At 60.3% G+C, this 13,485-nt stretch carries 14 protein-coding genes and 1 tRNA gene; 9 read left to right on the top strand and 6 right to left on the bottom strand.

Features of this window, described 5'->3' with window-relative positions; all coding sequences use genetic code 11:
- Positions 1–19 precede the first annotated feature (19 nt).
- The 3 genes from fabG to ndk form a co-directional block, all read right to left on the bottom strand.
- A complete protein-coding gene (fabG, locus tag D3P04_RS14875; RefSeq protein WP_119750266.1) occupies positions 20–757 on the bottom strand; it encodes a 3-oxoacyl-ACP reductase FabG in 738 nt (245 codons plus the stop codon).
- Between the two features lie 91 nt (positions 758–848).
- Complete coding sequence (gene fabD, locus D3P04_RS14870; protein ID WP_119750264.1) at positions 849–1,775, bottom strand: ACP S-malonyltransferase; 927 nt, start codon at positions 1,773–1,775, stop codon at positions 849–851.
- A 135-nt stretch (positions 1,776–1,910) separates the two neighbouring features.
- Entirely contained in the window at positions 1,911–2,333 is a 423-nt protein-coding gene (gene ndk / locus D3P04_RS14865; RefSeq protein WP_119750262.1) for a nucleoside-diphosphate kinase, read from the bottom strand.
- A 198-nt stretch (positions 2,334–2,531) separates the two neighbouring features.
- Between ndk and D3P04_RS14860 the strand changes: the two genes are divergently transcribed.
- Positions 2,532–3,293 (top strand): GNAT family N-acetyltransferase, encoded by a 762-nt coding sequence (locus tag D3P04_RS14860; protein WP_119750260.1) that lies wholly within the window; start codon positions 2,532–2,534, stop codon positions 3,291–3,293.
- 69 nt (positions 3,294–3,362) lie between these two features.
- Here D3P04_RS14860 and D3P04_RS14855 read toward each other — a convergent pair whose 3' ends face one another.
- Entirely contained in the window at positions 3,363–4,565 is a 1,203-nt protein-coding gene (locus tag D3P04_RS14855; RefSeq protein ID WP_119750258.1) for a PQQ-dependent sugar dehydrogenase, read from the bottom strand.
- Between the two features lie 201 nt (positions 4,566–4,766).
- Here D3P04_RS14855 and D3P04_RS14850 point away from each other — a divergent pair, with 201 nt between their 5' ends.
- Positions 4,767–5,540, top strand: a complete 774-nt coding sequence (locus D3P04_RS14850; RefSeq protein ID WP_119750257.1) for an MBL fold metallo-hydrolase — start codon at positions 4,767–4,769, stop codon at positions 5,538–5,540.
- A gap of 46 nt (positions 5,541–5,586) precedes the next feature.
- Here the strand turns inward: D3P04_RS14850 and D3P04_RS14845 are convergent, their stop codons facing one another.
- Positions 5,587–5,865 carry a DksA/TraR family C4-type zinc finger protein gene (locus D3P04_RS14845; protein ID WP_119750255.1) on the bottom strand — a complete coding sequence of 93 codons (279 nt, stop codon included), beginning with the start codon at positions 5,863–5,865 and terminating at the stop codon, positions 5,587–5,589.
- 124 nt (positions 5,866–5,989) lie between these two features.
- On the opposite strand from D3P04_RS14845, the gene D3P04_RS14840 reads away from it, so the two are divergent.
- The 7 genes from D3P04_RS14840 (at position 5,990) to D3P04_RS14810 (ending at position 11,458) form a co-directional block, all read left to right on the top strand.
- Positions 5,990–6,550 (top strand): TRAP transporter small permease subunit, encoded by a 561-nt coding sequence (locus D3P04_RS14840; protein ID WP_408634380.1) that lies wholly within the window; start codon positions 5,990–5,992, stop codon positions 6,548–6,550.
- Positions 6,540–7,865, top strand: a complete 1,326-nt coding sequence (locus tag D3P04_RS14835; protein ID WP_182912885.1) for a TRAP transporter large permease — start codon at positions 6,540–6,542, stop codon at positions 7,863–7,865. The genes D3P04_RS14840 and D3P04_RS14835 overlap by 11 nt, the downstream gene beginning before the upstream one ends.
- Positions 7,866–7,915: 50 nt before the next feature.
- Positions 7,916–9,001, top strand: a complete 1,086-nt coding sequence (gene dctP / locus D3P04_RS14830) for a TRAP transporter substrate-binding protein DctP (RefSeq protein WP_119750253.1) — start codon at positions 7,916–7,918, stop codon at positions 8,999–9,001.
- A gap of 107 nt (positions 9,002–9,108) precedes the next feature.
- Positions 9,109–9,411, top strand: coding sequence for an integration host factor subunit alpha (gene ihfA / locus D3P04_RS14825; RefSeq protein WP_119750251.1), 303 nt, complete (start codon positions 9,109–9,111; stop codon positions 9,409–9,411).
- A 16-nt stretch (positions 9,412–9,427) separates the two neighbouring features.
- Positions 9,428–10,054 (top strand): MerR family transcriptional regulator, encoded by a 627-nt coding sequence (locus tag D3P04_RS14820; protein ID WP_119750249.1) that lies wholly within the window; start codon positions 9,428–9,430, stop codon positions 10,052–10,054.
- Between the two features lie 190 nt (positions 10,055–10,244).
- Positions 10,245–10,322 (top strand) — tRNA-Pro (locus tag D3P04_RS14815).
- 68 nt (positions 10,323–10,390) lie between these two features.
- Positions 10,391–11,458 carry a 2'-deoxycytidine 5'-triphosphate deaminase gene (locus D3P04_RS14810; protein WP_119750247.1) on the top strand — a complete coding sequence of 356 codons (1,068 nt, stop codon included), beginning with the start codon at positions 10,391–10,393 and terminating at the stop codon, positions 11,456–11,458.
- A 9-nt stretch (positions 11,459–11,467) separates the two neighbouring features.
- Here the strand turns inward: D3P04_RS14810 and D3P04_RS14805 are convergent, their stop codons facing one another.
- Positions 11,468–13,378: a cation:proton antiporter gene (locus D3P04_RS14805; protein ID WP_119750245.1), complete on the bottom strand. Its 1,911-nt coding sequence runs from the start codon at positions 13,376–13,378 to the stop codon at positions 11,468–11,470.
- Between the last annotated feature and the right edge of the window lie 107 nt (positions 13,379–13,485).

Genomic DNA, 13,485 nt, shown 5'->3' with positions numbered 1-13,485 from the left:
CGCAGCACACCCTTTCGGCTCAGACCATCGCCATGCCTCCATTTACATGCAGCGTCGCACCGGTGACATATCCCGAGGCGGGACTGGCCAGATAAAGTACGGCTGCAGCTATGTCGGCGGGTGTCCCCATCCGACCGGTTGGAATTTGTCCCAGGATCCGGGACTTCTGATCGTCGTTCAACTTGTCGGTCATTGCGGTTTCGATAAAGCCCGGAGCCACGCAGTTCACGGTAATGCCCCGGCTGGCCACCTCGGAGGCAAGGCTTTTCGACATACCGACCAGACCTGCCTTGGCCGCAGCATAATTGCCTTGCCCCGGATTGCCGGTTGTCCCCACGACCGAGGTAATGTTCACGATCCGCCCCCAGCGCGCCTTCATCATTCCGCGCAAGACGGCGCGGCTCAGCCGGAAAACGCTGCCCAGATTCACATCCAGCACCTGATCCCACTCCTCGTCCGACATCCGCATGAACAGGTTATCGCGGGTAATTCCGGCATTGTTGACCAGAATATCCACAGACCCCATCGCCTCGGCCGCCGCTTTCGGCAATGCGGCCACGGCCTCGGGATCTGCCAGATTCGCGGGGACGACATGCGCCCGCTCACCAAGCTTCCCGGCCAATTCATTCAACGGCGCCTCGCGCGTTCCCGAAAGCGCCACCGCCGCCCCTGCGGCATGAAGCGCCTCGGCGATCGCGCCGCCGATGCCACCCGAAGCGCCGGTCACAAGCGCGTTCTTTCCCGTCAGATCAATCATGCTGCCTCTTCTTCTTCATGGAAATATCCCGGGGCCGCCGGCAGGTGCGCCAGTGGTTCAGGAACCAACCGGCGACGGGCGGCATCCCCGCTTAGCCTTTCAATGCATCGATATCCGCCGGCATCCCGATATTCCTCACCTCGGCCTCTCTGGCGATTCTCTTGATCATACCGGACAACGCCTTGCCCGCACCGATTTCCCAGAACTCCGTCACCCCGGCACCGATCAGATACGCGATCGATTCCCGCCAGCGCACGGTTCCCGTCACCTGCTCGACCAGCAGCCTCCGAATGGCGCCGGGCTCGATCACCGGCTCGGCCCGGACATTGGCGATCAGCGGCACGGCCGGAGGCTGAATATCCACGCCCGCCAACGCATCCGCCATCACGGCGGCAGCAGGTTGCATCAGGACCGAGTGAAACGGAGCGGAAACAGGAAGCATAAGCGCCCGTTTCGCACCGGCTTCTTTCGCGGCGGCAGAAGCGCGCTCGACCGCGCCCCTGTGCCCGGAAATCACCACCTGCGCGGGATCGTTGTCATTGGCGGCCTGCACGACCTCATCCCCGGCGGCGTCGCGGGCGATCCTGTCCACCGTCTCGAAATCAAGCCCCAGTATCGCCGCCATCGCCCCCTGCCCGACCGGCACGGCCTCTTGCATGGCCTGCCCGCGCAGACGCAAAAGCTGCGCGGTATCGGCCAGCGTCAATGCACCCGATGCGCAAAGGGCGGAATATTCGCCCAGAGAATGACCGGCAACGTAATCGGCGGCACCGATATCGATTCCCTCGGATTCCATGGCCCTGAACGCTGCCATCGATGTCGCCATCAGTGCAGGCTGAGCGTTCTGCGTCAGGGTCAGCGTTTCGATATCGCCTTCCCAGATCAACTCGGACAATTTTTCTCCAAGCGCTTCGTCGACTTCAACGAAGACGTCGCGCGCCGCAGGATAGGTCTGCGCGAGTTCGCGCCCCATGCCTGTGGTCTGAGCGCCCTGCCCTGGAAACACGAATGCCCGCATTGAAATCCCCTTTTTTCACCAATTTCTTATTCTCTAGCCATAACCCGGCATCGATTTTGCCGCAACTTAGGAAGCACGAAATGAAAAAGGGGACCGAAACGGCCCCCTTTGACGTGCAATCCGGGTATCAGGCGATTAGCCGACCAGTTCCAGCCCCGAAAAGAAGAAGGCGATCTCTTGCGCCGCCGTTTCCGGCGCGTCGGAACCATGGACCGAGTTTTCCCCGACCGACAGCGCAAATTCCTTGCGGATCGTGCCTTCGGCGGCATCTGCCGGATTGGTCGCGCCCATCACTTCGCGGTTCTTTGCAATCGCGCTCTCGCCTTCCAGAACCTGCACCACGACCGGCTCGGAAGCCATGAATTCGACCAGCTCGCCATAGAAGGGGCGGTCTTTGTGAACCTCGTAGAACTTGCCCGCCTGCTCAGGCGACAGTTTGATACGCTTCTGAGCGGCGATACGCAGGCCAGCCTCTTCGAATTTGGCGTTGATCTTGCCGGTCAGGTTGCGCTTGGTGGCGTCGGGCTTGATGATCGAAAGTGTGCGTTCGATGGCCATGGGTCTACCTTTGCTTGCGGCAGGCAAAGCCCGCCAAGAGTGAAATCCGCGCCCGGTTAGCAGGCTTCGCGGGAAGCGGCAAGGCATAGCTCCTTTTCGCTTATCCACAAAATTCGCGCATGCGAAGCATTGCGCTTTCGTGAAATCGACACGACATTATGCTAGTCGTTACGCGTTGCAAGCAGAGGTACCGCCGACATGCAACCAATTCGCAAGGGCCGCTTTCAGGCGAGACTGGCCGAAACGACCGAAGATATCCGTTCAGCACAGCGTCTGCGCTGGCTTTGTTTCGTCGCCCGCAATGCGCAGGATACGGACGATGCGATCATAGATATAGATGAAGACGCATTGGACGCGGATTGCCATCACATGCTGGTCGAGGATAGCCAGACCGGCCAGCTTTTGTGCTGTTTCCGCTTTCTGCCGCTTTCCGGCGGCTCCGAGATCACGCGCAGCTATTCGGCGCAGTTCTATAATCTCGACGCATTGCGGAATTTTGATGGTCCCATGGTCGAGATGGGAAGATTCTGCATCCATCCCGAAGCCAGGGATCCCGGCATCCTGCGGATCGCATGGGCGGCCATGACCCGTTTCGTCGATGAATCCGGGATCGAGATGCTGTTCGGCTGTTCAAGCTTCATCGGCACCGAACCCGAAGAACATGCCGAAGCATTCGCCATGCTGAAAGAGCGGCATCTTGGGCCGCGCCGATGGCTGCCGCGCGTCAAGGCACCAAAAGTGTTCCGCTTCGCGCGCGCCCTGCGCCGGCGCAAACCCGACCCCAAGCTGGCCATGGCCACGATGCCACCGCTATTGCGCAGTTATCTGGCCATGGGTGGCTGGGTCAGCGATCACGCGGTGGTCGATCCGGCTTTAAAGACCATACATGTCTTTACCGGCGTCGAGATCCGATCAATCCCTCCGGCCCGCAAGCGGTTACTGCGGGCCGTCGCGGGCTGAAGCGAACCGGCACAGCCCGTATCGGAACCGCGTGTTCCGGATGGCTCTGATCCAGCGGATAGTTAACGGCTATCCGCCCGGCGTTACCCGGATCAGCTGACCATCCTCCTCGTCGGTCAGCAGCATGACCGCTCCGTCCGATGCAATCTCGACATCGCGGACACGCCCGATATCCTGCAGATGCCGTGCTTCGCCAGTGACCCGGCCATCCGCCAGTTCAAGACGCACCAAAGCGGCAGCCTGCATTCCCCCGATCAGCAGATCACCCTGCCAGTCGGGGAACATGTCGCCATCGTAAAAGCGCATCCCACCCGGCGCGATAACAGGATCCCAGAAATAGACCGGTTGTTCCGTGCCCTCCATCTGCGTGATCCCCTCGCCGACCGGCTGCCCGCTATATTCGACGCCATAGGTGACGCGCGGCCAGCCGTAATTGCGACCAGCCTCGGGCCGATTGAGCTCATCACCGCCCATCGGGCCATGTTCGATGGTCCATAGCGCTCCGTCAGGTCCAAGTGTCGCGCCCTGAAGATTGCGATGCCCCCAGGACCAGATCTCCGGCAGGGCACCTTCGACACCCGGCTGCCCCATCGGCGCACCGCTTTGCGGATCGATTCGGACAACCTTTCCCAATGTGGTCGCGACGTTCTGCGCGTGAACCCGCGCATCATTGACCGAGCGTTCACCCGTCGTGACGAATAATCCGCCCTTCCCGTCGAATACCAGCCGGGAGCCGTAATGTTGGGTCGAATTCCAGGCAGGGGTCTGCTGCCAGATCACGCGAGCCGATTCGACCAGCGCACCATCGGCGGACAGCGTTCCGGTGGCCACCGCGGTTCCCGTCTTGCCACCATCACGCGGCTGGGCAAAGCTCCACCAGATTTGCCGGGTGTCGGCGAAATCATCGGAAATCGCGACATCCAGCAATCCGCCCTGATCGCGATTGTCGATCTCGGGCAGCCCTTCGATCGGCGCGGAGATGTTTCCGTCAGCAGAGATCAGCCGCAATCGGCCGGGGCGTTCGGTTACCAGCCAGTTCCCCTCCGGCAACTCGGCCATGCCCCAGGGATGTTCCAATCCGCTTGCGACGATCTGCTGCTGCAAAGCGGTATCCGGCAGAACCGGGGCACGGGTCTGGCCGTCAAATGCCGCCGTCTGGCCCCGCGCGTTCGGCGGCGCAGCGTTGAAATCCTGCGACCATACCATTCCGGCCGTAGCGAGGAATGCAAGCCCGGTGACAGGGAATATGCGATTGATCAATGGATGTGTCATGCATGCAGGAGGCCACAATCCGAGATATGGTTCAAGCCTCTTATCTGCCTGCAAACGCGCTTGTTATCGCACTTGCCGGACGAATGGCAAAGATTGGATCCCGTGTTCATCCCGGAAACATTCCCGCAGGTAAACGGCACGGGAACCTTTACCCTGATACCGCGTTATCGTTACGGAAAATTGCCCTCAGGAGATCTCGACATGCGTATCACCCGCCGCACCGGACTGACTCTTGCCGCCGCCGCCATCGGCAGCAACGCCCTGCCGAAGATCGGCCTTGCGCAGGAAACAGCGAAAACCTTCCGCTATCCCGTCGATGGCGGCGTGGTGGTCTTTCATCCGGTCGAACATTCCTCGATGGTCGTCGAAACTCCCAAGGGCGTCATCCATGTCGATCCGGTCGGCGGGGCCGCGAAATATGCGGATCTGCCCCAACCCGACCTGATCCTGATCACGCATGAACATGGCGACCATTTCGATCTGCCCACGCTCGACGCGTTGCCCGCCGTCCGGCTGATCAGCAACCCTGCCGTACATGACATGTTGCCCGAAGAGATGAAGACGCGCGCCAGTTCGATGGAAAACGGCGATGTTGTCGAGGTACTGGATCTGCGGATCGAGGCCATCCCGGCCTATAACACGACTGAGGACCGGTTGCAGTATCACCCCAAGGGGCGCGACAACGGCTATGTCCTGACAATCGGCGGCAAGCGTTTCTATATCGCGGGCGACACCGAACCGACTCCCGAAATGCTGGCACTGACGGATATCGAGGTCGCATTCCTGCCAATGAACCTGCCCTACACGATGACAGTCGAGCAGGCCGCCGAGGCTGTCGCCGCGATCAAACCGACCGTGGTGTTCCCCTATCACTTCCGGGGCAGCGACGTGGATGAATTCGCCCGGCTGGTCGAGGCCGGCGGCTCCGGCTCATTGGCCATTATCGCAAACTGGTACCCGGAAGGTATGGAGTAATCGGCGGCCGAAATCCGCAAGGCACCGGATATGATGCGTCCGGAACCTATTTCAACAGCGCATCCTTGCTGGCACGGCGATTGATGCCGCCGGTCGGCCGCCGCGATTTGTCCCGGCCGGACTGGCAATCCACGCAAAGCTGAACGCCCGGGATTGCCTTGCGGCGCGCGGGCGGTATCGGCTCATCGCATTCCGCACAGAATTCGGCCGAAGGAGTATCGCCGGCAGGTCCGGTCGCGCGTTGCCGCGCCCGGGCAATCGCCTCTTGCGTGCTGATCTCGATCTGCTCGTTCACCGCGTCGTCGCGAGCCCATCCTCCGGCCATGCGCGCCTCCTTCATCTTGCGGACAAGATAGGTCCTCACGGCGATAAATCAAACCGCGACCGCGTTTGGCTTGCAGTTGACACCTCGCGCAACAATCAGGATAGATTGAGAGATAACGATACAGGTGCAGAAAGCATCGGGAGCCATATGGGAGGATTTCGCCTTGCCGATCATTCGGTTGATCGACGGCATCAATGAGGTCGTCGGGCGGATCGTATCGCTCGTGGCCATCCTGTTTGCCGTCATCGTGATCTACGATATTTTCATGCGGAATGCCTTCGGCGAGCCGACTCGCTGGGCCTTCGATGTGACCAAACATCTTTACGGCTTCTATTTCATCATGCTGGGCGGTTATGCGCTGCGTCATCAGGCCCATGTGAAAGTCGATCTGGTGACGGCGCGACTTGGCCACAATACCCGCCGCTGGGTCGAGGTCGCAGGCTATATCATCTTCTTCTTTCCCTTTGCATGGGTCTTCACGACGCGAAGCTGGGACTTCGCCATGACGTCCTTTAACCAGCGCGAGGTGACTTATGGCGCAGTGCAATTGCCGGTTTATCCGCTGAAAATCGCCATGTTCGTGGCCGCGGTTCTGCTATTGATTCAGGGGGTCAGTGAATTTCTGAAGCTGATCCTGAACAAGATCGATTACATCGAACAGACGGAGCCGATGGATGTCCGGTGAAGCGATTGCACTGCTCATGTCAGGACTGCTGGTCCTGGGTCTGTTCATGGGGCACCCGCTGGCGCTTGTGCTTGGCGGCACTGCGGTTCTGGGGGCGGTCGCCGCCGGAAAAACAATGGCGCTGGGTATCGTCATCAACCGGATTTTCGGGGATGTGCTGGATAATTACGTCCTGCTCGCCATTCCCCTGTTCGTGCTGATGGCCCGTTTCCTGTCGGATAGCGGTGTGACCGACAAGATGTTCGAGGCGCTGCGGCATCTTCTGGCGAATGTGACCGGAGGGCTGGGCCTTGCCGTCGTGTTCATCTCGATTCTGCTGGCGGCGACCACCGGGATCATCGGCGCATCCATTACCGTGATGGGAACGATGGCGCTGCGGCCAATGCTGCAATACGGGTATGACAAACGATTGGCGACAGGGCTTATCTCGGCCTCGGGATGTCTGGGTATCCTGATCCCGCCCTCGATCATGCTGATCCTGATGTCCTCCTATGCGCCGGGTCTGTCGGTCGGCCAGCTTTTCGCGGGCGCAATGATTCCGGGGCTGGCCCTCGGGATGCTTTATGCCGTTTATGTTTTCGTGGTTGCACGGATCAATCCGCACTGGGCGCCTGCCATCCACGAAGATGAACAGATCAGCCGCGGCGAAATGTGGCGGATGCTGATCATCGAGGCGGTGCCCCCGCTTATCCTGATCCTCGGGATACTTGGCTCGCTGCTGGCCGGGGTCGCCACGGCCACCGAAGCCAGCGCCATCGGCGCCGCGCTTGCCCTGCTGATCGTCATCGGGCGCGGCAGGTTCGAGTGGCGGACCTTTTATTCCGCGCTGCTGGAAACCGGTCGGACCTCGGCGATGATCCTGTTCATCGTCGTCGGCGCAACCGCCTTTACCGGCGTGTTCAACATCACCGGCGGCCTGCGCGCCAGTCAGGACCTGATCCGCGCCTTGGCCGGAGAGCCGCATCTGCTGGTGCTGGTCATGCTGATCTCGGTCTTTATCCTTGGGATGTTCCTTGACTGGACCGGCATCGTGCTGCTGTCCTTCCCGATCTTCCTGCCGCTTGTCAAAGAGATGGGAATCGATCCTCTGTGGTTCGTGGTGCTGATGGCCGTGGTACTGCAAACCAGCTTCTTGTCGCCGCCGTTCGGCTACGCACTGTTCTATATGCGCGCCATTGCGCCAAGAGAAGTATCGACGGGAAGCATCATCATGGGCGTATTGCCATTCATCGGGCTGATCATCTTGATGTGCGTAGTCATCATCCTGTTCCCCGCGATGGTCACATGGCTGCCGGTCAGACTTTACGGCGGCTAAGCCCGGCAAGACACAACAAGACATAGACAACAGTAACCGGGAGGAATGAAATGAAACGATTGATGACGGCGGCGGCGCTGTCACTGACCGCCGCCGCGCCCGCCACGGCCGAAACCTGGACCATGACCAGCACCTGGCCCTCGAGCCTGGAACTGATCGAGATAGACAAGCATTGGGTCGAACTGGTCAGTCAGCTGGTCGATGAGGAAAAGCTGACCATCGAGTTCTATGATGGTGGAGCCCTTGTCCCGGCGGGTGAAGTGTTCGGCGCGGTTGAATCGGGTACGATACAGGCCGGCGGCGACTGGCCCGGCTATTGGGCGGGACGGGACAGTGCCTTCTCGCCCTTATCGACCACGGCCAGCCTTTTCAATGCCGTGGATTATATCAACTGGATAAAGGAGTGGGGCGGCGCCGATCTTTACAACGAGGTCTATGGCAAATTCGGCATGGTCTATCTGCCCTATGGCGTGACCAACAACGAATCGGGCTTCCGCACCACCGAGAAAGCCATCAAGACCCTCGACGACATCAAAGGATTGCGACTTCGTCTTTCGGGGCTTGAACAGGGTAAATTGCTTGAAAAGCTAGGCGGCAATCAGGTCAGCATGGCCGGTGGCGAGATCTACCAGTCGCTGGAACGCGGAGTTATTGACGGAGCAGAATTCTCGACCCCGAATGTCGATTTCTCGGGCGGCTTCCAGCAGGTCACAAAACACTGGTCCACACCGGGATGGCATCAGTCGTCTTCGGTTTTCGGGGTGATGATCAACCAGGCTTCCTGGGACGCTCTGGATGAAGACACTCAGAACAGATTGAAAATCGCAGCCGATGCCAATCTGCTTTGGAGCCTGTCCTTCACGGAAAAAGGCGCGACGGAAGCCTTTGCCAAGTTCAAGGAGGCAGGAACCGAAATCAGCAGGCTGGATGATGCCGCGCTCGAGCAGATCCAGAAACTGGCGAACGAGACCATCGAGGAAGTTGCCTGCGAAAATCCCCTGTCTGCGAAAGTCTATGCAAGTCAGCTTGCCTATCTTCAGGATTATGCGAGCTGGCGGGATGCCTCGGCGCCTTTCAATCTGGGCCGCACTCCCGATGGGCCGGATCTGGCGAAGATTCAGGAATGTGCGCAGTAAATTGCGCACATCCGGCGTAATGACTGGGGCGGGGAGATAAACCCGCCCTTTGCATTGACAGTATCGGGAAACCACAGCATCCTGTTGCGATAAAAGGGGAAAAGATCATGAGCGACAAAACGCTGACCCGGATGGATCTTGCCGAAGCGGTATTTCGGGATGTCGGGCTTTCCCGACACGAATCCGCTCAGCTGGTCGAATCGGTGCTCGAGCATATCTCGGACGCGCTCGTACGTGGCGAGCAGGTGAAGATTTCATCCTTCGGCACATTCAGCATTCGTGACAAGAACGAACGTATCGGACGAAATCCCAAGACCGGCCAGGAAGTTCCCATCACTCCACGCCGGGTTTTATCCTTTCGACCCTCTCACCTGATGAAAGATCGCGTTGCTGCCGGCAACAAGCGATAAAGATAGCAGAAACACGATGAAGAAACGCGCAGACGCATTTCGGTCCATTGGCGAGGTTGCCAAGATGATCGGGGCCGCGCCGCATGTGTTACGCTATTGGGAAACCCAGTTTTCCCAGCTCAAACCAATGAAACGTCCGGACGGCCGCCGCTATTACCGTCCAGAGGATGTCCAGCTTGCGGCCGGTCTGTGCGAGGTGCTGCGCGAAGAAGGGCTGACGATTCGCGGGGCCAAGAAACTCATCGCCCGTGACCGGGGCGAATTCGTGCGCGCCCGGGGACTGGCGCGCCTGAACGGAGAGAATGTCGAATTGGCGCAAGCCATCGGCATATCGTCCGATATTCCCGCGGAAGATTCCTCCGCACCGCTGTCGGCGCCGTCGCAGCCGGAACCGGCGATCACAGAGGAAACCCCGAACATGGCCCGATCGGAAAAGCCCAGAGCGCCGCGATCAACCGCGCGGAAACCTGCGCAATCGCTGCCGTTGTTCCCTGATCTTGCGACCAGCCCGAACAAGCGTCACGGCGCATGGCTGTCGCATCTGGTCAGCACCGCTATCCGCCTGCGCCGCTCCGAAGGACTGGATGCGGCCTCACGTCGGCAGTGCAAGATCCTGCGCGACGCGATTACGCGCCATTATTGATGATCATGCCGTCGCAATCGCGCAGACATCTGCCGAATGAATGGCCCCATGACGTTGCGCGAACCCATATGACGATCAGCACGAAATTCTGCCCATCTCCACATGAACCGCGTCGCTGTCGCAATTTGGTCAAGATTTCCGTCTTGCGGCCCTTGTGCAGCCCGTGCAGTTCGCTCTATATGACCGGCGTCGGGCCGTGGCGCAGCCTGGTTAGCGCGTCCGTCTGGGGGGCGGAAGGCCGCGAGTTCGAATCTCGCCGGCCCGACCATTCCGAAAACGCCCATCCTGTCATCGGGGTGGGCGTTTTCGTATCTGCTGCCTGAATTAGGGGAAGTTATGAACGGTGTCCTGCCTGACAGCGAGATCCGCAAGCTGATCGAAACCGGTGTGATCTCTGCCGCTGCGCCGATCCTTCCCGAACAGATCCAGCCTGCCAGTCTCGACCTGCGCCTTGGCACCGTCGCTTATCGTTTGCGCGCCAGTTTCCTGGCCGGCAAGGGCCGGCGGATTTCGGAGCGCCTGCCCGATCTGCAAATGCACCAGATGAGTCTTGAAGACGGTGCGGTGCTGGAACGGGGCTGCGTCTATCTGGTGCCGCTGCTCGAAAGAATCCGGCTGCCGAAAGGGATGACGGCGGTCGCAAATGCCAAATCCTCGACCGGACGGCTGGATCTGCTGACCCGGCTGGTCAGCGATGACGGAACCGAATTCGACCGCCTGCCCGAAACCTATGACGGCCCGCTATATGCCGAGATCTGCCCGCGGTCATTTTCAGTTCTCCTGCGTCCCGGCATGCGCCTGAACCAGCTTCGCCTGCGCCACGGCCAATCTGTTCTGAGTGATGCCAAATTGCGGGACCTGAACCGGCGTGAACCCCTGACCGGCGGTGATGCCCTGATCGACCAGGGACTTGGCTTTTCGGTCGATCTGCGCCCCGATGAGGGCGATCTGGTCGGCTATCGCGCCCGTCCTCATAGCGGCGTGATCGATCTGGACCGGATCGGCGAGTATCCCGCCGCCGAATTCTGGGACGAACTGCGCACGGCAGATGGGCGGCTGATTCTCGATCCCGGCGCATTCTACATCCTGGTCAGTCGCGAATCGGTGGCTATTCCCGCCGATTACGCCGCCGAGATGGCTCCCTATCTTGCCATGGTCGGCGAATTCCGTGTGCATTATGCCGGTTTTTTCGATCCCGGATTCGGCATTGGCGCCCATGGCGCAGGCGCGCGGGGCGTGCTTGAGGTGCGCTGTCACGAAGCCCCCTTCGTGCTGGAACATGGTCAGGTCGTCGGTCGTCTGGTCTATGAGCGCATGGCAAAGCGTCCGGCCCAGCTTTACGGAGCGGATATCCGGTCGAATTATCAGGGTCAGGGCCTGAAACTGGCCAAGCAGTTCGGCTGAGGCGTCAGCTCATGCCCCGGCAGGATCCAAGCTGCCGTTACCCTCGCCGCGGCGAACCGCTTCAGCTTCGGCCTTCGCCTTCTCCTTGGTCTTCTTGTCGGGTTCGTTGTCCTGAATGACCGCGCCCGGTGGAAGAAGCGAGATGATTCTGGTCTCGGGTTTATCCGGCAGATCGTCGTCGGTTTCGACAAACCACAGTTCGCGGTTGGACACGACCGCCAGCGGAAGGGCTTCGGGCCGCGCCGCGCGCCAGTCATCAAGCTGATATTCCTCGGTCAGCCGCGTGACCCGAAAATGCCAGCCTTCAGCCAGCAGTTCCAGATATTGAGTCAGGGTGCGATTGCCCATGACCGCGCTTCCGCCAAGCTGCGTCGGCAGCGCGTGGCGCGCGCGGTCTTCCTTGTGACGGGCAAGTTGCCAGATCGATTCGCGCCCGAATTCCGGCGCAAGGTCAGAAGCAACAAGCGTATTGTAGGCATCGTTGTCCGAAGCAGCGAGGATACCGCCATAGGCGATGAATTCGACATTATGCTCCGCTGCCTCGCCCAGGATATCGCCATAAAAGGTCTGCAATCCGGCAGCCCGGGCCAGACGAAGATGATCCGGATTGGGATCGGTTATCAGCACCTCGACATCGGCTTTCTGCAATGCGGTGGCCAGCCCGATCGAGAATTGCGATCCGCCGACGATCAGCAGACCGGGCCGGTCACCGGACGCAAGTCCCATCCGTTGCGCAACCGGCCGCAGCGTGAAGCCATGCAGCACCACCGTAACCAGCACCAGAACAAAGGCGAGCGGTGCGATAAGTGCGCCATCCGCAATCCCTTCAGCCACCAACCGTTCGGCAAACACCCCCGACACCGCAACCAGAACCACCCCGCGGGGGCCGGTGAATGCGATCAGCAGCCGCTCTTTCATCGGCAGCCGGGTTCCGATCAGTGAGATCAATACCGTCAGCGGTCGCGCCACCAGCACGACAAGGGCGATAAACAGCGCCGCTCGCCACCAGTTCAAACCGGCCAATGTCTGAAATTCGATCCCCGCGCCCATCAGGATGAAGACACCGGAAACCAGCAGGATCGTGGCATGTTCCTTGAAACGATAAAGCTCGTGATAACTGGGCAGATCCGCATTCGCGATCATCAGCCCCATCACTGTAACCGCCAGCAACCCGCTTTCATGCAACAGGGAATCCGAGCAGGCGAAAACCGCCAGAACTGCCACGAATAACAGCGGCACCTTCATGTATTCCGGTACCCAGCCCCGCCGAAAAGCCTGCACGACCAGCCAGCCACCAAGCAACCCGATCAGCAGGGCGAAGCCAATTCCAAAAACCAGCTGCACCAGTGCCTCTCCCCAGGGCACCGCGGAATTGCGGACCAGCACGATTTCAAGCGCCAGCACCGCAGCCAATGCGCCGATCGGATCGTTGACGATACCTTCCCATTGCAGGACCTGCGCCGGGCGCGAGGTCAGCTTGGCCTGCCGCAACAGCGGTGCAATGACGGTGGGACCGGTCACGATCATGATACCGCCGAAAACGATTGCCGCCTCCCATCCCAGACCGGCCCCGAAGGCAAGGGCCAGCGACGAGGTGACCCACCCCAGCGGCACACCAATATAGACCAGCCTGCGCACGGCAGGTCGCGCATCCGCCAGTTTCTTGAAGCTTAGCGTCAACCCGCCCTCGAACAGAATCACCGCGACCGCAAGCGCGATCATCGGCTGGATGATTACGCCCAGATCGCGGGCCGGAACGAACCATCCCGTCACCGGCCCCAGCACCAGCCCGGCCGCCAGCATCAGCACGATCGCGGGAAGCCTGAAGCGCCACGCAAGCCATTGCGCCGCCACCCCCGCCACGCCCACCAGCGCGAATGCCTGTACCGGACTGATCCCGCCCGTCATCTCGGTTGCCATCTGGGCCTCTTCGCAGCCTTGCGTTCCCGTGCAACCTGCACTCTGATCAGGCGTTCCGCAAGCAGGACGATTTCGCGGATTTCATCCTCTGCGATTGACCTTTCAGA

It is taken from the genome of Paracoccus onubensis (assembly GCF_003591515.1).
GTDB classification, from domain to species: Bacteria; Pseudomonadota; Alphaproteobacteria; order Rhodobacterales; family Rhodobacteraceae; genus Paracoccus; species Paracoccus onubensis.
The sequence above is the reverse complement of the archived record's forward strand: the minus strand, read 5'-3'. Positions and strand labels throughout refer to the sequence as shown.

Coding starts and splice junctions, on each gene's coding strand:
- D3P04_RS14805 (WP_119750245.1), bottom strand. CDS start 13,378: ATGGCAACCGAGATGACGGGCGGGATCAGTCCGGTACAGGCATTCGCG.
- D3P04_RS14845 (WP_119750255.1), bottom strand. CDS start 5,865: ATGGCCGGAGGATGGGCTCGCGACGACGCGGTGAACGAGCAGATCGAG.
- D3P04_RS14820 (WP_119750249.1), top strand. CDS start 9,428: ATGAAGAAACGCGCAGACGCATTTCGGTCCATTGGCGAGGTTGCCAAG.
- D3P04_RS14860 (WP_119750260.1), top strand. CDS start 2,532: ATGCAACCAATTCGCAAGGGCCGCTTTCAGGCGAGACTGGCCGAAACG.
- D3P04_RS14810 (WP_119750247.1), top strand. CDS start 10,391: ATGAACGGTGTCCTGCCTGACAGCGAGATCCGCAAGCTGATCGAAACC.
- D3P04_RS14855 (WP_119750258.1), bottom strand. CDS start 4,565: ATGACACATCCATTGATCAATCGCATATTCCCTGTCACCGGGCTTGCA.
- D3P04_RS14850 (WP_119750257.1), top strand. CDS start 4,767: ATGCGTATCACCCGCCGCACCGGACTGACTCTTGCCGCCGCCGCCATC.
- ihfA (WP_119750251.1), top strand. CDS start 9,109: ATGAGCGACAAAACGCTGACCCGGATGGATCTTGCCGAAGCGGTATTT.
- ndk (WP_119750262.1), bottom strand. CDS start 2,333: ATGGCCATCGAACGCACACTTTCGATCATCAAGCCCGACGCCACCAAG.
- dctP (WP_119750253.1), top strand. CDS start 7,916: ATGAAACGATTGATGACGGCGGCGGCGCTGTCACTGACCGCCGCCGCG.
- fabD (WP_119750264.1), bottom strand. CDS start 1,775: ATGCGGGCATTCGTGTTTCCAGGGCAGGGCGCTCAGACCACAGGCATG.
- D3P04_RS14835 (WP_182912885.1), top strand. CDS start 6,540: ATGTCCGGTGAAGCGATTGCACTGCTCATGTCAGGACTGCTGGTCCTG.
- fabG (WP_119750266.1), bottom strand. CDS start 757: ATGATTGATCTGACGGGAAAGAACGCGCTTGTGACCGGCGCTTCGGGT.